Origin of the sequence: Chitinimonas koreensis, assembly GCF_014353015.1 — a bacterium.
Classification (GTDB): Bacteria; Pseudomonadota; Gammaproteobacteria; order Burkholderiales; family Chitinimonadaceae; genus Chitinimonas; species Chitinimonas koreensis.
In genome coordinates this window covers 131,750-145,150 of the sequence record NZ_CP060704.1, presented here as the reverse complement: position 1 = coordinate 145,150, position 13,401 = coordinate 131,750, and the positions used below count along the sequence as shown (strand labels likewise).

The following is a 13,401-nucleotide window of genomic DNA, read 5'->3' as shown; positions in this document are numbered from 1 at the left end:
GCCGGCGCGTTGCAGGTGGTAGCCGGCGGCCAGCCCCGCCTGGCCGGCACCGATCACGATGGCGTCGAAGGTTTCCATGGCCGCTCAGGCGCGCGCGGCGTCGATGACGGGCGAGGGCCGGGCGGCGGGACCGCAGCCGCAACCCGATCGGCCGGCCTGCCTGGCCTGCGCATCCAGCGCACAGCAGGCATCGACGCCAGCGGGCGCCTCGCCGCCGCAACACGCCGCGGCCGGCTCCTCGATCCGCAATGGGGCCGGGGCGCCGCAGCAGGCGCCGGACGAGCCGAGAGCGGGGGAAGCGCTGCAGACGCCGGTCTCCGGCAACTCCAGCCGGACCTCGTCCGCAGCCGCCATGTCGCCGGCGAGGGCAGCCGCGATCGAGCGCACCTGCTCGTAGCCGGTCGCCATCAGGAAGGTGGGCGCGCGGCCGTAGCTCTTGGCGCCGACGATGTAGAAGCCCGGCTCCGGATGCGCCAGTTCGCGATGCCCATGTGGCCTGACCGTGCCGCAGCTGTGCTCGTTCGGATCGATCAGCGGCGCCAAGGCGTCGACGCTTTCGAGCCAAGCGTCGAGGCGCACGCGCAATTCGCGGCTCAGCGCCAGGTCCGGCCGGGCGCCGGTGGCGCAGACGATCTCGTCGATGCCGGCCAGCTCGGCCAAGCCGGCCGGCGTATCGGCCCGGACCGTCAGGCCGGCTGCGCCGGCCTCCAGTGCGCGGATGCGGAAGCCGGTATGCAGGCTCAACCGGCCGTCTTCGAGCAGCGCCCCGAGGCGGAGCCCCAGCTCGCCGCGCGCAGGCAGCCGATCGGCGCTGCCGCCGCCGAGCACGCGCCGCAGATTGTCGCCGCGCACGGCCCAGTGGATGCGGGTGGTCCCGGTTTCGCGGCTCAGCTCGGCCAGGTCAAGCAGCGCATTGACGGCCGAATGGCCGGAGCCGACCACCAGCACCGACTTGCCGGCGTAGCGGGCGCGATCCCGCCCCAGTACGTCGGGAATGCCGTAGACGATGCGATCGCGCTGCCCGGCTTCGCCGGCCACGGGCAGGCCGTCGGCGCCGAGCGGGTTCGGCTGGCCCCAGGTACCGGTCGCGTCGATGACGGCGCCGGCAAGGTGCTCGCGCATCTCGCCCTGCTGCAGGACCCGTATCACGAATGGGGCCCGGTCGCGCCCGGCGGTCTTGATCTTGTCCAGCCCCAGCCGCGACAGCGACAGCACCCGGCTGTCGAAGCGGAGATAGCCGGCCAGCGCCCCGGCCAGAGGAACGAGGTAACGGCGCCGCAACTCGCCCGCCGTCGGCAAGGCATCGAGCGCGGGGATCTGCCAGCCCTGCCGCTCCAGCAGCTCGCGGGCGGCATGGTCGATGTTGTAGCGCCAGGGCGAGAACAGGCGCACGTGCTCGGCGGAACGAAAGCTGTGCCCGGCTTCCGCGCCGGCTTCGAAGATGGTCGGGACGATGCCGCGCGACAACAGGTGCGCCGCGGCGGCCAGGCCGACCGGCCCAGCGCCGAGAACGGCGACACCGTGCTCCTTGATCAATGGGGTGGACATTCGGGGCTCCAGAGGCGATGGATCGGAACGGACGCAGTGCTCTTGAAGAGCATTGTTTCCATATTTCCAGAATAATCACCTTTCCCACCTGTATCAATATGATTCTAGAAATATGGAATCATAAGACCAGGCTGCGGCCGGAAACGGGCGCGGATCAGGTGTGGCGGATCGCAGGAAGTCGGGCTGGACGGATGTGAAGCAGGAGGCAGGCCTGGAATCACCTGCGCGGGCAGGCTCGCATGCGCCCGGGACGTACGCATAGCCAGGCAGGGGGGCTAGTGCCCAACATGCAGGAAAGCGGATCAGAACGCCGGAACCTGTTCCCCGGATGGGGAATTTCCGGCCTGAAATGCACAAGGCCCTGTGCGGGAAACCGCACAGGGCCTTGTTTTATTGGTGGGGCGTCACAGATTCGAACTGTGGACCTACGGATTAAGAGTCATGAGGAGGATTGACGGCTTATCCGCAGCGGTAAGCCATTGCTGAGAAATTGGCGGGGAATAGTTTCCCGGAATTCACGCTCGCAACGCGTTGATTTTGCGTGGCTCACCCTGAAACTATTCCCCGCTTTTTTGATACCTAAATGAGCTTCCGGCGACAGCCCGCCAGCGGATTCAGTCGGCAAGGAAGACGAGTTGTATGCTAAGCGGATCGGCATTAGGACCATAAATTCCCATGTTCGACATCCCCCCGACCACACCCTCAAACTGGGCTACGGCGACTTGCGCGTTCTGACCCAGCTCCTGTGCGAGGCCGAATTGGACGCCGAGGGTCTGCTGGTATCGGCGGCCACTGCGGTGGTAACTAGCACGAGGGGCTGTGGTATTGAATAAAAATAGGGATTTGAATTTGAACTTAAATATCTCAACCCTGAAACCATTGAGCTTAATTTCATAGGCAGTACATAGCTAGAGCATATCAATATTGAGCGTCGAAGCCATCTACTACTTTTCTTCCGTCAGGTTAGGAAATGGTCCACTGAACACTCTTTTCCAATACTCTCTAGCCGAATTTCTCAATGCCTTATTGGTACTTGTGCAAATCAATCGCCGTAAAGCCTCTTTACCCCGACCATTAACACAGTAGTCAGGCAAAGCTCCACTATATTGTTCGCCTGTAATGGTATGGTTGGAAATCTTTCGGATTGTCTTCCTGGTGCACCATGAGTCGAAGCTGCTTCGCCAAATTTCTTTAATGGTTGCGCATGATAGTAGTCATGGCTAGTTTCATCACCTTCCGGCCCTTCCAATCGCCAACCTGCCATGTAATGCTCGCTCCCATTCGTCGCGAGATGATGAAACCAGACGTGAAAATTCAGGCATGGCTCATGATTCTTATTAATCTTCAGAACCGGGCGAATAAGAGTAACTACGTTATCATCGTGACATGGTGCATCAGGCTTTACAATCACGTACATGTGTTTTGCTTCAGTACTCGAACTTGCCCGATTTTTTATGTAATTTGTAACACACTGAATCTCCGTAACGATGTCTTTAACATCTGGTGCTTTACTGTCCCGATTGGGACGGTTAGAAGAATACTGAGACTTTCGGGGATCCCCCGCTTCGAATCCCTTTAGCCACGCTTTCCCTTCGGTAAATAGCTTCTTCAGCACTTCGTCAACTTGGTCGACGATGTCCCTTCCCAACATTTGATTCTGTCTAGCGTCTATCATTTTTATATTTACAACGCGAATAGAACTGAAGGTTCATACGCCACACCCTTTGGCGTCCATACCCCAAGGATGTCCAGCTTTTTCTGGTCAACTACGAATCGCTGTGAATCTAGACCGGGCAACCGCGAGGTAAAAGGCTTTGCATTGACGAAATCCACAAAGCTTGATGTATCCTCACAAAAAACCAGGTCTGGAATTCCTTCGTAATTAAATCCCTTAGGCTCAGCCAACATCGGATCGCTCAATATCTTATTTTTCCATACTACCGGCCTGGGTAATAAAAATTTCGGATTGAATGAGTAATTCGAAGCTGCCATATGGAGCCCATTGAATCCATCTGTGATAGATTTTTTCCAGCCTGCCAAATTAGTATTATCGAGAAGTAGCCATGGATAAAATGAAACCAGATGGGGCAAATCTGCAAGCACTTCATTTGCCGGAACAACCCATCGGTCCAACCAACGGGTAATCAACATAGTGGCAACACGTGCACACGATTCTTCAGATTTGAGAATGGCATTATCCCGATCCTTTTGCGTTAAAAAATCGGATGCACCAACCATTTCACGCAACGTATGCACCGGGTTAACCAGGCATTGTTGCCAAAGTTCGCTTGAGATATACGAAGGAGAATCCACGTGATCGGATCCATAAGTAAAGCCCAAGCATTCCAGCACTGGTTGATCCAGACTTTTCTTTGCCCATTCTATCGATTGAACCATGCGGTCCACTGCACTAAGCACACCGTCTCCCCAAGCCCAAGGGCGAAACTTTCCGCCAGTGATCGATCCCAGAATGCTGGATTCACCAATTGATCGCTTCCAACATCAAGATCCGCAGGAGAACGTACAGACTTCGTCAATGTCAGGTCGAATATATTGGAACCAAATTGATTCACTAACACAATCAATTTCACTCCGCTGAACGCTCTTGCGAGCGCAAGAACTTGCAGCCCTGTTGACCACTGCCCCTCGGTCAATAATTCCTGCAGATCATAATCGACCACCAATACATCAATATCTTGTAGCGGACTGTCATCACTCGTCGGTATCACTTGGGAATTGCGAATTCCATGCTGGCGATCGGCAACCAATTTCATCAATTCTCGACTCTTATCTTTTTCGAGAGCGACAATGTCCATGCTTGGGATTTTGAGCGCTTTAATTGCCTTGACCCATCCCTTGGACCGTTCAGGTTCGTCGTCTACGATGCGAATCCGTACCGGATGATTTTTCATTATCTTGCTTCCAGGAAAGTTCAAAAGCCGTCTTCATATTAGGAGACGGTTTTGTAAATTGCACATCACATCCAACCGATTGAGCCACCATGCGTACGATCGTCAGTCCAAGTCCGACACCTCCTAGACCAAGGCGCTTACGCTCATCGGATAGTTCAAGTCGCCGCTCAAATGGCTCAAATAATACGGAGGCCTCCTCCAAATCCACACCGACACCATTGTCCTCGACCAAAACGGACACTCGATTTCCTGATAATTGTTGGGTCGAAATTCGAATACGCTTCGCAGGAGTGTCGATTGTCGCGTTCACCGCATTCACGACGACATTCTGAAATATGGCAGACCATGCCGCTTGGGTAGCTTTTGGAAGTCGAAGATTTTCATCAATAGGGGCGATTTCGACCTTTGCGCTACGAAGCAATGGTTTTATGTCTAGAATTATACTTTCGATTAATGGTTTCAGCCGCATAGGAGCCTCCAGATCCCTATTGTCCGGTTCCATCAATGGAGACAAAAGCTTACGTGCGTCAGTTATTCGATTAACAAGCGAATCAAGGCCCTGTTTGATTTCACCAACATCTAACTCGGTCGAAAAATCCGGAGATAGTTCAGAAAGTTTAGCGATCGCATCCCGAAGCGCGGTAAGCTCCTTACCCAGTTCATGTTCCAATGCAATTGCGCCCATTCCTGCAGTGGCAAGAGCGCCAAGTAATATTCGCTCACGATGAAATCGCTTCTCGCGATCCTTCTCAATGCTAAATAATTCGGCAATTCGATTATCAATCGTATGCAATACCGCTGCGGCTTGCGGGGGAACATCGGCCCGCAAGTTTGATAGCCGCTCCCGAATTTCATCGAAGACGGGCTCGGTTGGTTTTATGGGCCGGCCGCCACCCAGCTCATCCTCCTTATATTTCCTTGCGGATGCAAGATATGCATAATAATCAAGACTCCATCGCACCAGAGTGCGAAGGTCATCCATGGCCGCATTGTCAATTAAGCGATCTCTCGTCACCTGAACATTGAGATGCGCACCTTTCTCACGCTGCTCCACGGATGCAACTTCTCGTTCATGATTCGTAGAAACATTCACGATTCCGAAAACACGCCCATTCGTAGGCAAAAAACGTAAATCGCCATCACCTCTCAGTTCATTTGGCACAAGCTTGGAGAGAATCAAGCGATGCGAATGATCGTATTCGAGACCGAGCCAATCATCACCTTCACCACCATAAAATGGCAGTCGAAAGTTTTGATCGTATATATGGACACCACCGAACTTTCGAAAATAGTCTCTCGCATCCTGGACTGCGATCCCACCTGATTGTTTTCCGGTCAGCTTGTATACGCGAATCCGAAAAGTAGCAAGATCAAGCGCACCATGCTTCAACGGATACTTCTTTTTTTCGGGCTTGCGCCCTTTAAGAGTGATGGTTACCGATGCCTCTTGGCCAGATCTACCGTCTTTAATCTCACCTTCAATTTCAGCTATCCAGCTAGCGAATGCCTGTCCAAGTTTAGTATCAAACGCGTCCTGTGATTTGTCCGATACTCCCTCCACATGAATATCGAATTTATCTTTAGGCTGTACGGCCCCATGCAATTGCGCTGGAGGACGAAGAAACCATAACTCGGTCGCCAAGCTCTCCAACATTTCATCGGTCCACTCTTGGTTAAGGCCCTCAATCCTGACACGTGTCCCATGACGAAAATCTGAAGGCAATGCGCCCTCAGCATCTGCGCGAAATACTGTTGCTCCTGCGTTGACAAGATCCTGGGTACTTTGTGCAGAATGCCAGTCAACATGCGCTCGAAAGGCGACGCCCAATTCCGCTCGCGACACACTCCAGAGATTAAGTATATTCCCCAAGAATTGTACTGATAAACGGCCAACGCCCTTTGAACCAGACACCTGTCTGCTGTAAAGTTTAGTTTCTGCAAGCCCTTGCTTATGAGTGGTACCAACCCGCATCCAATAATTCTTGAAGTCCTCTTTTGACATTCCATCGCCATTGTCGACAACTTCTATGGCGTCCGGCTCGAATCTGATATGCACTCGTGTGGCATCAGCGTCATAGGCATTCTTGACCAGCTCAGCAAGTGCCACAAATGGCTTACCAACGAGGCGCTCACCAAGTTCCTTCAGTAGCGCAGCCGCTACCGTGAAGGTATAGCGCTCCCCTTCGTCCCCGAGATCTTGTTGCTGCATGATATTCGGACCAGTCATCTCAAATTAGCCGCCTTTGGTTGCAACCCCTCCTTCGTTCAAGCGACGTACATCATGCCGCCAGGGAAAGGACTCTTTATCAAAGTATAGCTGCTACGTTGCACGCGCATAGGTAACAACGCCATAAGACGACACTACACGCTCGCCCACGCCTTGATGCCGCCAGAGAAATGAAGTATAATATCAAGAAAGGAGTTTGAAAATTGCAAATAGATGCGGTCGATTTGTTTTGCGGTGCGGGGGGACTTACGGCCGGCTTGCGTCAAGCTGGGGTGTCAGTGCGTGCTGGGTACGATATTGATCTACGCTGCAAATATGCTTACGAAAAAAACAATGGCGCAGAATTTATCGGCGAATCCGTCGAGACAGTGACTTCAGACCAGGTAATGGCTTGGTATAATTGCGAGTCTGTTAGACTATTGGCGGGTTGCGCGCCCTGCCAGCCCTTCTCTCGCTATAATCAAGGCAAGGACACTCGTAGCGATAAAAAATGGCCATTGCTGCGTTCGTTCAGGCGTCTTATTGAAGAAATTAGGCCCGAATTAGTTACGATGGAGAATGTGCCTGACGTGACAAAGCACGAGGTTTATCATGACTTCGTTGCTGGCTTGAAAAATGAAGGCTATTTTGTGTGGGCGGATGCAGTTTCATGCATTCAATATGGCCTACCACAGCAACGACGTAGACATGTATTACTGGCATCTAGGCTTGGCCCCATCAGTTTGATCGCACCGACACACGCGGATACGCCCGTCACCGTGGCAGATACGATCGGAAAACTCAGTCCTATCGAAGCGGGTGGATGCGATCCAGACGATCCATTACATCGGGCAGCACGACTTTCACCAATCAACTTCATGCGTATGCTGCACTCTCGTCCGGGCGGATCCTGGAGAGATTGGCCAGAGGAATTGCGTGCACACTGCCATCGAAAGAAAAGCGGAAAGACATATCCAAGCGTGTACGGTCGCATGTCTTGGGAGTTACCTAGCCCAACCATGACCACTTTGTGTTATGGCTTTGGAAATGGTCGTTTTGGCCATCCAGAGCAACATAGAGGCATTTCATTACGCGAAGCTGCTTTACTACAGTCCTTTCCCACCACATATGAATTCATGCCTGCCAATGAAATCAACTTCAAGGCCATTGGCCGCATGATCGGCAATGCAGTCCCTGTTCGTCTAGGCGAAGTCATAGGCGAGAGTCTCCAGGCTCATGTTCGAAATTGTCTTGAGCTAGGAATGCCTGTACGAGTCGATGCCTAAGCGTTGTTAGGCATTGAGTTTCGCATTCCCAGACTACCAACGTTCTCCATCCCAGCTCTTCAAGCTGCGCCTCATTGCGTTTATCACGCTCAATGTTCGCTTCGAATTTTCGCTGCCAGAATTCATAGTTCGACTTCGGTGTCGTTGTCAATCGACATCCTGTATGCCGATGCCAAAAACATCCATGAACGAAAATCACTGTCCTAAATTTTGGCAAAACAATATCAGGCGTCCCGGGCAGGTCCTTTCTATGCAAACGAAATCGTAGACCCAAAGAGTGTAGTGTCTGTCGAGCCGCAAGTTCCGGCTTAGTATTAGTACGTCGGACCGCTCGCATAATTTCATGACGATTCATTGCGCCCCAGTGTAGACATTTCAGCGAGCCACATCTCAACCTAACGCCGTCTTAGAAAGACATATTCACACCCAGAAAATTCATGGAAATTATTTTCTCTTACAATCTCACTTCTTAATAAATTCTCGTAGTTATAAAGCCCGGCTTGAAATATAAATATCTTTCATAGCATAATCTCCCCTTCTCGGGAGAGGACACGGCCGGAATCCACCCAACTTCCCCGGATTCTCCTTTAGCCAACGCCACGGACTAGCCCATACAGCGGACTTTCCCGACATGGTAAGCGTAGGTATTGATTCCGTCCTTCAGCCCGATCGGATCCGTTGATCCTGCAACGGGACCGACATTGGTTCGCCTCACCATAGCGCGCCCTGCGGGCTAAATTTTTTATTCGTACCGGCAGTGACAAAATACGATCCTTGACGACGATTAACGCTTTATCCGTATCAGTAAACCACCATTGAAAATCGGCGGGCTATACTATCGGGGAACTAACGCTCGTAGCACATTGTTTTTGCGTATTTTTCTCAGATATCTATTGCCCAACCTTTTGGTCTGGGTCGATGTTCCCGGTGGTGGTTTAGTCCCCCCGATGGTGTAGGGCTCACCTCCCGAACCGGGGGGAATCCATAGGATTCTCCCCATATGGAGGATGCGGCAATCACTTAAACCCGCATAGAATCCTTCCGCCTTAGTTAGGGACTTACATAATTAATTCCCTAATTGTCGCATCCCGGATGATCATATCAGCCAACGTATTTGGAAGCTGGCCCTCGCCCGACAAGCGATGGGTAAACTCCTAGCCTCGCTCCAGGCTGTAGCCACATGATCGTTCGCCTCCACAAGCAAGCCCGCACCACCCCTGCCATTCGCGCCGAAATCCAGGCTGCCAGCGGTACTCATGTCGAACTCGCCCAGCGCTTCAACGTCAGCGTCGCCACCATCATCAAATGGCGCAACGCGGAGAAGCCGCGCGAGCGGATGGTCGAGGACTGGGAGTTCCGGCTGGTCTACGGCTACGCCGAGAATTCCATGCGGCGCCTCATGGACCTCGTCTACCGCACCTGCCAGCGTCCGGACGACCTCATCAAGGCGGGACCCGCCAACGTCCGCACGATCGACCTGGACGGCCGGGAAACGCGCGTCCTGCGCGTCCGGCAGGGCAAGACGGGGAAGACCGTGGACATCGTGCTCGCGGGCGACCTGGAGCGCGTCGTGGACGAGCACATGGCCGCGCCGTCCGTCTGGCCGACCTTCGTGCATACCCGGGCGGACAAGCAGTACACCTACTCGGGGCTGGTGGCGATGTTCCGCCGCTACGTGGCGAAGGCGGGGCTCACCGACTTCGGCATCTACGACCTGAAGGGGAAGGGCGCCACGGACATGTACCGGGCCGGCACGCCCGTAGAGCGCATCCAGCAGCTCCTCGGCCACGAGTCCGTGACGACGACGGAAATCTACCTGAAGGCCCGGCTGCCCGACGTGGCGATGCCGAACATGCGGGAGATGAGGACGGAGACGCCGGAGAATATTCCCCAAGCGGGGAATATGCCGCTTAAAGAGGCACAAGGCCTCGTGCGGAAAACCGCACAAGGCCTTGATTCTATTGGTGGGGCGTCACAGATTCGAACTGTGGACCTACGGATTAAGAGTCCGCTGCTCTACCAGCTGAGCTAACGCCCCAAGTTTCCCTTGGTGGGTCGTGCGGGACTCGAACCTGCGACCAACGGATTAAAAGTCCGCTGCTCTACCGACTGAGCTAACGACCCTAGGGAGCCGCGCATTATAGCTGCGCTTTTCCGGGTGTCAACTCTTTCGAACATTGATTCGAGTTTGGCGGGGAACGATCGACCTTGCGGTTACACTAAGTCGTTTCCCGTTCGTCCGCCACAGGAGTCACGAGATGCGCATTTTGCACACCATGTTGAGAGTCGGCAACCTCGATCGTTCAATTTCTTTCTACACCGAGGTGCTGGGCATGCAATTGCTGCGCCGTAACGACTATCCGGACGGCCGCTTCACCCTGGCCTTCGTCGGCTACGGCCCGGAAGCCGAGGGCGCGGTGATCGAGCTGACCCACAACTGGGATACCGAACGCTACGAGCTCGGCAGCGGCTACGGCCATATCGCGATCGAGGTCGACGACGCCTACGCCACCTGCGACGCGGTCCGTGCCCGCGGCGGCAAGGTGACGCGCGAAGCCGGGCCGATGAAGCACGGCACCACCGTGATCGCCTTCGTCGAGGATCCGGACGGCTACAAGATCGAGTTCATCCAGAAGAAGGCCGACCCGGCCGCCCGGGACTAGGCCCGCCGCCGCCGGCTCGATCCCCGCCTTCCCTGCGGGCCGGTCTGTCTTACCACCCGCGCGGCGCTTCGCCGCCCGCACGATCAGGAGGGAATACCTTGCTTACCTCGATCCAGAAGTTCATCCACCACGAATCGGCCGGCGGCTTCGCGCTGATGGCCGCCACCGCGTTCGCGCTCGTCGTGGCCAACAGCCCGCTGGCCGCGCACTACGCCGCCCTGCTGCAGACGCCGACGGTGTTCGGCATCGGCGGCTTCGTCATCGACAAGCCGCTGCTCTTGTGGGTCAACGACGGCCTGATGGCGATCTTCTTCTACCTGGTCGGGCTCGAACTCAAGCGCGAGCTGCTCGAGGGCGAGCTGGCCGACCGGCGCCAGGCACTGCTGCCGGCGATCGCCGCGATCGGCGGCATGACGGTGCCGGCCCTGGTCTATCTCGCCTGCACCCAGGGCGATCCGCTCGCCTTGCGCGGCTGGGCGATCCCGACCGCCACCGACATCGCCTTCGCGCTCGGCGTGCTCACGCTGCTGGGCCGCCGCGTGCCGGCCGGCCTCAAGGTGTTCCTGGTGTCGCTGGCCATCATCGACGACCTCGGCGCAGTGCTGATCATCGCGCTGTTCTACAGCGAGGGCCTGTCGCTGGCCGCACTGGCGATCGCCGCCGGCTGCCTGCTGCTGCTCTACGCGCTCAACCGGCGCGGCGTGACCGACTGGTTCCCCTACCTGCTGATCGGGCTGGTGCTGTGGGCGGCAGTGCTCAAGTCGGGCGTGCACGCGACGCTGGCCGGGGTGGCGGCGGCCTTCTTCCTGCCGCTGCGCGCCCGCAATGCCCAGGGCGAATCGCCGCTGCGGGCGATGGAAGGCTCGCTGCACGGCTCGGTGGCCTTCTTCGTGCTGCCGGTGTTCGCCTTCTTCAATGCCGGCGTGCCGCTGGCCGGCATGGGCCCGGCCAGCCTGCTGGAGCCGGCCCCGCTGGGCATCGCGCTCGGCCTGCTGCTCGGCAAGCAGCTCGGCGTGTTCGGCTTCGCCTGGCTGGCGCTGCGCTCGGGCTGGGCAAGCTGCCCGAGGGCGTCGGGCTGCGCCATATCTACGGCGCGGCGGTGCTGTGCGGCATCGGCTTCACCATGAGCCTGTTCATCGCCGGCCTGGCCTTCGACGCCGAATCGGCCCGCCTGGCCGACGTCAGCCGGCTCGGTATCCTGGTCGGCTCGACGCTGTCGGCCATCATGGGCTACATCCTCCTGGCCCGCGCTCCCCGCTGAACCGGCCGGGCAAACCGGGCAAACGAAAAGCGCCCCGCGGGGCGCTTTTCGTTCGAATCCGATCCGGCGGCGGCGCTTACTTCTTCTTGGCCTGCGCGGCGCGTTCCTGCGCGATCAGCTCGTTCACCACCTGGAAGAACTTGTCCTCGGTGCCGGTCTTGCTCGGCGAGGTCTTGTACTTGCCGTTGATGATGAAGGTCGGCACGCCTTCGATGCGGTAGTCGCGCGACAGCTGGGTGGCGCGCGAGAAGCCGGCCTGGGCGCCGAAGGACTTGTAGGCCGCCTCGAACTTGGCGCGGTCGACGCCCTGCTTGGCCACCCAGTCGAACAGCGTCTTCTCTTCGCGCAGCTCGATGCCGTCCTTCTGGATCGCGTCGAACACCTTGGGCGTCAGCGCATCCACCTGGTTGAGCGCCTTCAGCGCGACGAACAGCTTGGCGTGGCCGGCCATGTCGCTGCGGCCGTCCCACATCACGTGCTCGCGGCGGAAGTTGACGTCCTTGGGCAGCTTCTTCTCCCAGGCCTCGACGCCGGGCTCGAGGTGGTAGCAGTGCGGGCAGCCGTACCAGAAGAATTCGATCACCTCGATCTTGCCCGGTTGCTCGACCGGCATCACGTTCGGCATGTAGTCGAAGTCGACGCCCGCGCGCGGCGCGGCCTGGGTGGAGAGGGCGGCCAGCGCGAGGCCGGCGGCGAGGACGCGGGCGAACAGCTTGGCGATCCGCATGGTGGCTCCTGTTTCGGTAGTCGGTTGGTCGGGGATTACTGCTTGACGAGGGTCGATTCGACGCCGTTCACCTTGAGCTGGGCGCGCACGCGGTCGATGTCCTCGGGCTTGCCCAGCGGGCCGACGCGCACGCGGTGCATCACGCCGCGGCCGGCGATCTCGGTGGTGGTGATGCTGGCCTCGACGCCCACCAGCGCGAGCTTGGCCTTGAGGTTGTCGGCATCGGTCTCGTTCTGGAAGGCGCCGACCTGCAGGTAGGCGCCCTTGGGCGGCACGACCGAGGCGGGCGGGGTGGCGTCGGCGGCTTTGGCCGGCGGCTGCGCCTTCGGTTCCCCGCCGCCGAGTTCGGGCAGCATGGTGTAGAAGTCGAAACGGTCGCCTTCCTGCGCCGGCGGGTTGCCGTGGGCGGCCGGCGCCGCGGGCGGAGCAGGCGGCTGGGCCGCCGGCAGCACGGCCGGCTGGGACGGCGCCGTGCTGCCGCCCTGCACGCCGGGCGACATCATCTCGGGCCCGCCGACACCCTTGCCGGCATTGGCCAGCGGCGCCGGCGGCTGGACCTTCTTGTTGAAGCCGGTCGGCAGCTTGTTGAAATAGAGCGCGCCGGCCACCGCCACCGCGATGCCGAGGCAGAGCCCGATGAACAAGCCGGCGAAGGCCGAGCTGCCGCCGTCCCCGCTGCGTCCGTTTCCGCCGCGCTTGCTGCCGTTGCCGGCCGGTTTCCTGCCGCTTTGCTTGTAATCCCTGCTCATGACCTGACTCGATGTGCGGCGGCGGCCGCGGATGAATGCGGCGCATTAT

The 13,401-nt window shown here is 57.5% G+C and carries 10 protein-coding genes, 2 tRNA genes and 2 pseudogenes; 4 read left to right on the top strand and 10 right to left on the bottom strand.

Annotation, left to right across the window (positions count from 1 at the left end; genetic code table 11):
- Nucleotides 1-84: 84 nt before the first annotated feature.
- From H9L41_RS00645 to H9L41_RS00625, 5 genes are all read right to left on the bottom strand, one after another.
- Entirely contained in the window at nucleotides 85-1,548 is a 1,464-nt protein-coding gene (locus H9L41_RS00645) for an NAD(P)-binding protein (RefSeq protein WP_028447179.1), read from the bottom strand.
- A 1,042-nt stretch (nucleotides 1,549-2,590) separates the two neighbouring features.
- Nucleotides 2,591-3,163, bottom strand: a complete 573-nt coding sequence (locus H9L41_RS00640) for a hypothetical protein (RefSeq protein WP_187523634.1) — start codon at nucleotides 3,161-3,163, stop codon at nucleotides 2,591-2,593.
- A gap of 68 nt (nucleotides 3,164-3,231) precedes the next feature.
- Complete coding sequence (locus H9L41_RS00635) at nucleotides 3,232-3,945, bottom strand: hypothetical protein (protein WP_187523633.1); 714 nt, start codon at nucleotides 3,943-3,945, stop codon at nucleotides 3,232-3,234.
- Nucleotides 3,930-4,460 (bottom strand): hypothetical protein, encoded by a 531-nt coding sequence (locus H9L41_RS00630; RefSeq protein WP_187523632.1) that lies wholly within the window; start codon nucleotides 4,458-4,460, stop codon nucleotides 3,930-3,932. Before H9L41_RS00630 ends, H9L41_RS00635 begins: the two co-directional genes overlap by 16 nt.
- On the bottom strand, nucleotides 4,414-6,669 hold the full coding sequence (locus H9L41_RS00625) for a sensor histidine kinase (RefSeq protein ID WP_169730220.1): 2,256 nt from the start codon (nucleotides 6,667-6,669) through the stop codon (nucleotides 4,414-4,416). The genes H9L41_RS00630 and H9L41_RS00625 overlap by 47 nt, the downstream gene beginning before the upstream one ends.
- 221 nt (nucleotides 6,670-6,890) lie before the next feature.
- Here H9L41_RS00625 and H9L41_RS00620 point away from each other — a divergent pair, with 221 nt between their 5' ends.
- On the top strand, nucleotides 6,891-7,952 hold the full coding sequence (locus tag H9L41_RS00620) for a DNA cytosine methyltransferase (protein WP_051319312.1): 1,062 nt from the start codon (nucleotides 6,891-6,893) through the stop codon (nucleotides 7,950-7,952).
- Here H9L41_RS00620 and H9L41_RS00615 read toward each other — a convergent pair.
- Nucleotides 7,879-8,289, bottom strand: coding sequence for a very short patch repair endonuclease (locus H9L41_RS00615; protein WP_211236919.1), 411 nt, complete (start codon nucleotides 8,287-8,289; stop codon nucleotides 7,879-7,881). The genes H9L41_RS00620 and H9L41_RS00615 overlap by 74 nt on opposite strands.
- Before the next feature lie 843 nt (nucleotides 8,290-9,132).
- On the opposite strand from H9L41_RS00615, the pseudogene H9L41_RS25960 reads away from it, so the two are divergent.
- Nucleotides 9,133-9,717, top strand: a pseudogene (locus H9L41_RS25960) (site-specific integrase); the annotation flags it as partial.
- A gap of 197 nt (nucleotides 9,718-9,914) precedes the next feature.
- On the opposite strand, the gene H9L41_RS00605 reads toward H9L41_RS25960, so the two are convergent.
- A tRNA-Lys gene (locus H9L41_RS00605) sits at nucleotides 9,915-9,990 on the bottom strand.
- Nucleotides 9,991-10,000: 10 nt separating this feature from the next.
- Nucleotides 10,001-10,076 (bottom strand) — tRNA-Lys (locus H9L41_RS00600).
- Between the two features lie 134 nt (nucleotides 10,077-10,210).
- Between H9L41_RS00600 and gloA the strand changes: the two genes are divergently transcribed.
- Together gloA and nhaA are read left to right on the top strand one after the other, a co-directional pair.
- Nucleotides 10,211-10,615, top strand: coding sequence for a lactoylglutathione lyase (gene gloA, locus H9L41_RS00595; RefSeq protein WP_028447181.1), 405 nt, complete (start codon nucleotides 10,211-10,213; stop codon nucleotides 10,613-10,615).
- A gap of 155 nt (nucleotides 10,616-10,770) precedes the next feature.
- Nucleotides 10,771-11,876: pseudogene (nhaA, locus tag H9L41_RS00590) on the top strand (Na+/H+ antiporter NhaA).
- Nucleotides 11,877-11,952: 76 nt separating this feature from the next.
- Here the strand turns inward: nhaA and H9L41_RS00585 are convergent.
- Together H9L41_RS00585 and H9L41_RS00580 are read right to left on the bottom strand one after the other, a co-directional pair.
- A complete protein-coding gene (locus H9L41_RS00585) occupies nucleotides 11,953-12,603 on the bottom strand; it encodes a thiol:disulfide interchange protein DsbA/DsbL (protein WP_034607694.1) in 651 nt (216 codons plus the stop codon).
- A gap of 35 nt (nucleotides 12,604-12,638) precedes the next feature.
- Complete coding sequence (locus tag H9L41_RS00580; RefSeq protein WP_051319248.1) at nucleotides 12,639-13,352, bottom strand: SPOR domain-containing protein; 714 nt, start codon at nucleotides 13,350-13,352, stop codon at nucleotides 12,639-12,641.
- Nucleotides 13,353-13,401: the final 49 nt, after the last annotated feature.

Bases quoted from the DNA above. Each gene is read 5' to 3' on its own strand.
- H9L41_RS00645 (WP_028447179.1), bottom strand. From the start codon at position 1,548: ATGTCCACCCCATTGATCAAGGAGCACGGTGTCGCCGTTCTCGGCGCT.
- H9L41_RS00635 (WP_187523633.1), bottom strand. From the start codon at position 3,945: ATGGTTCAATCGATAGAATGGGCAAAGAAAAGTCTGGATCAACCAGTG.
- H9L41_RS00630 (WP_187523632.1), bottom strand. From the start codon at position 4,460: ATGAAAAATCATCCGGTACGGATTCGCATCGTAGACGACGAACCTGAA.
- H9L41_RS00625 (WP_169730220.1), bottom strand. From the start codon at position 6,669: ATGCAGCAACAAGATCTCGGGGACGAAGGGGAGCGCTATACCTTCACG.
- H9L41_RS00615 (WP_211236919.1), bottom strand. From the start codon at position 8,289: ATGCGAGCGGTCCGACGTACTAATACTAAGCCGGAACTTGCGGCTCGA.
- gloA (WP_028447181.1), top strand. From the start codon at position 10,211: ATGCGCATTTTGCACACCATGTTGAGAGTCGGCAACCTCGATCGTTCA.
- H9L41_RS00585 (WP_034607694.1), bottom strand. From the start codon at position 12,603: ATGCGGATCGCCAAGCTGTTCGCCCGCGTCCTCGCCGCCGGCCTCGCG.
- H9L41_RS00580 (WP_051319248.1), bottom strand. From the start codon at position 13,352: ATGAGCAGGGATTACAAGCAAAGCGGCAGGAAACCGGCCGGCAACGGC.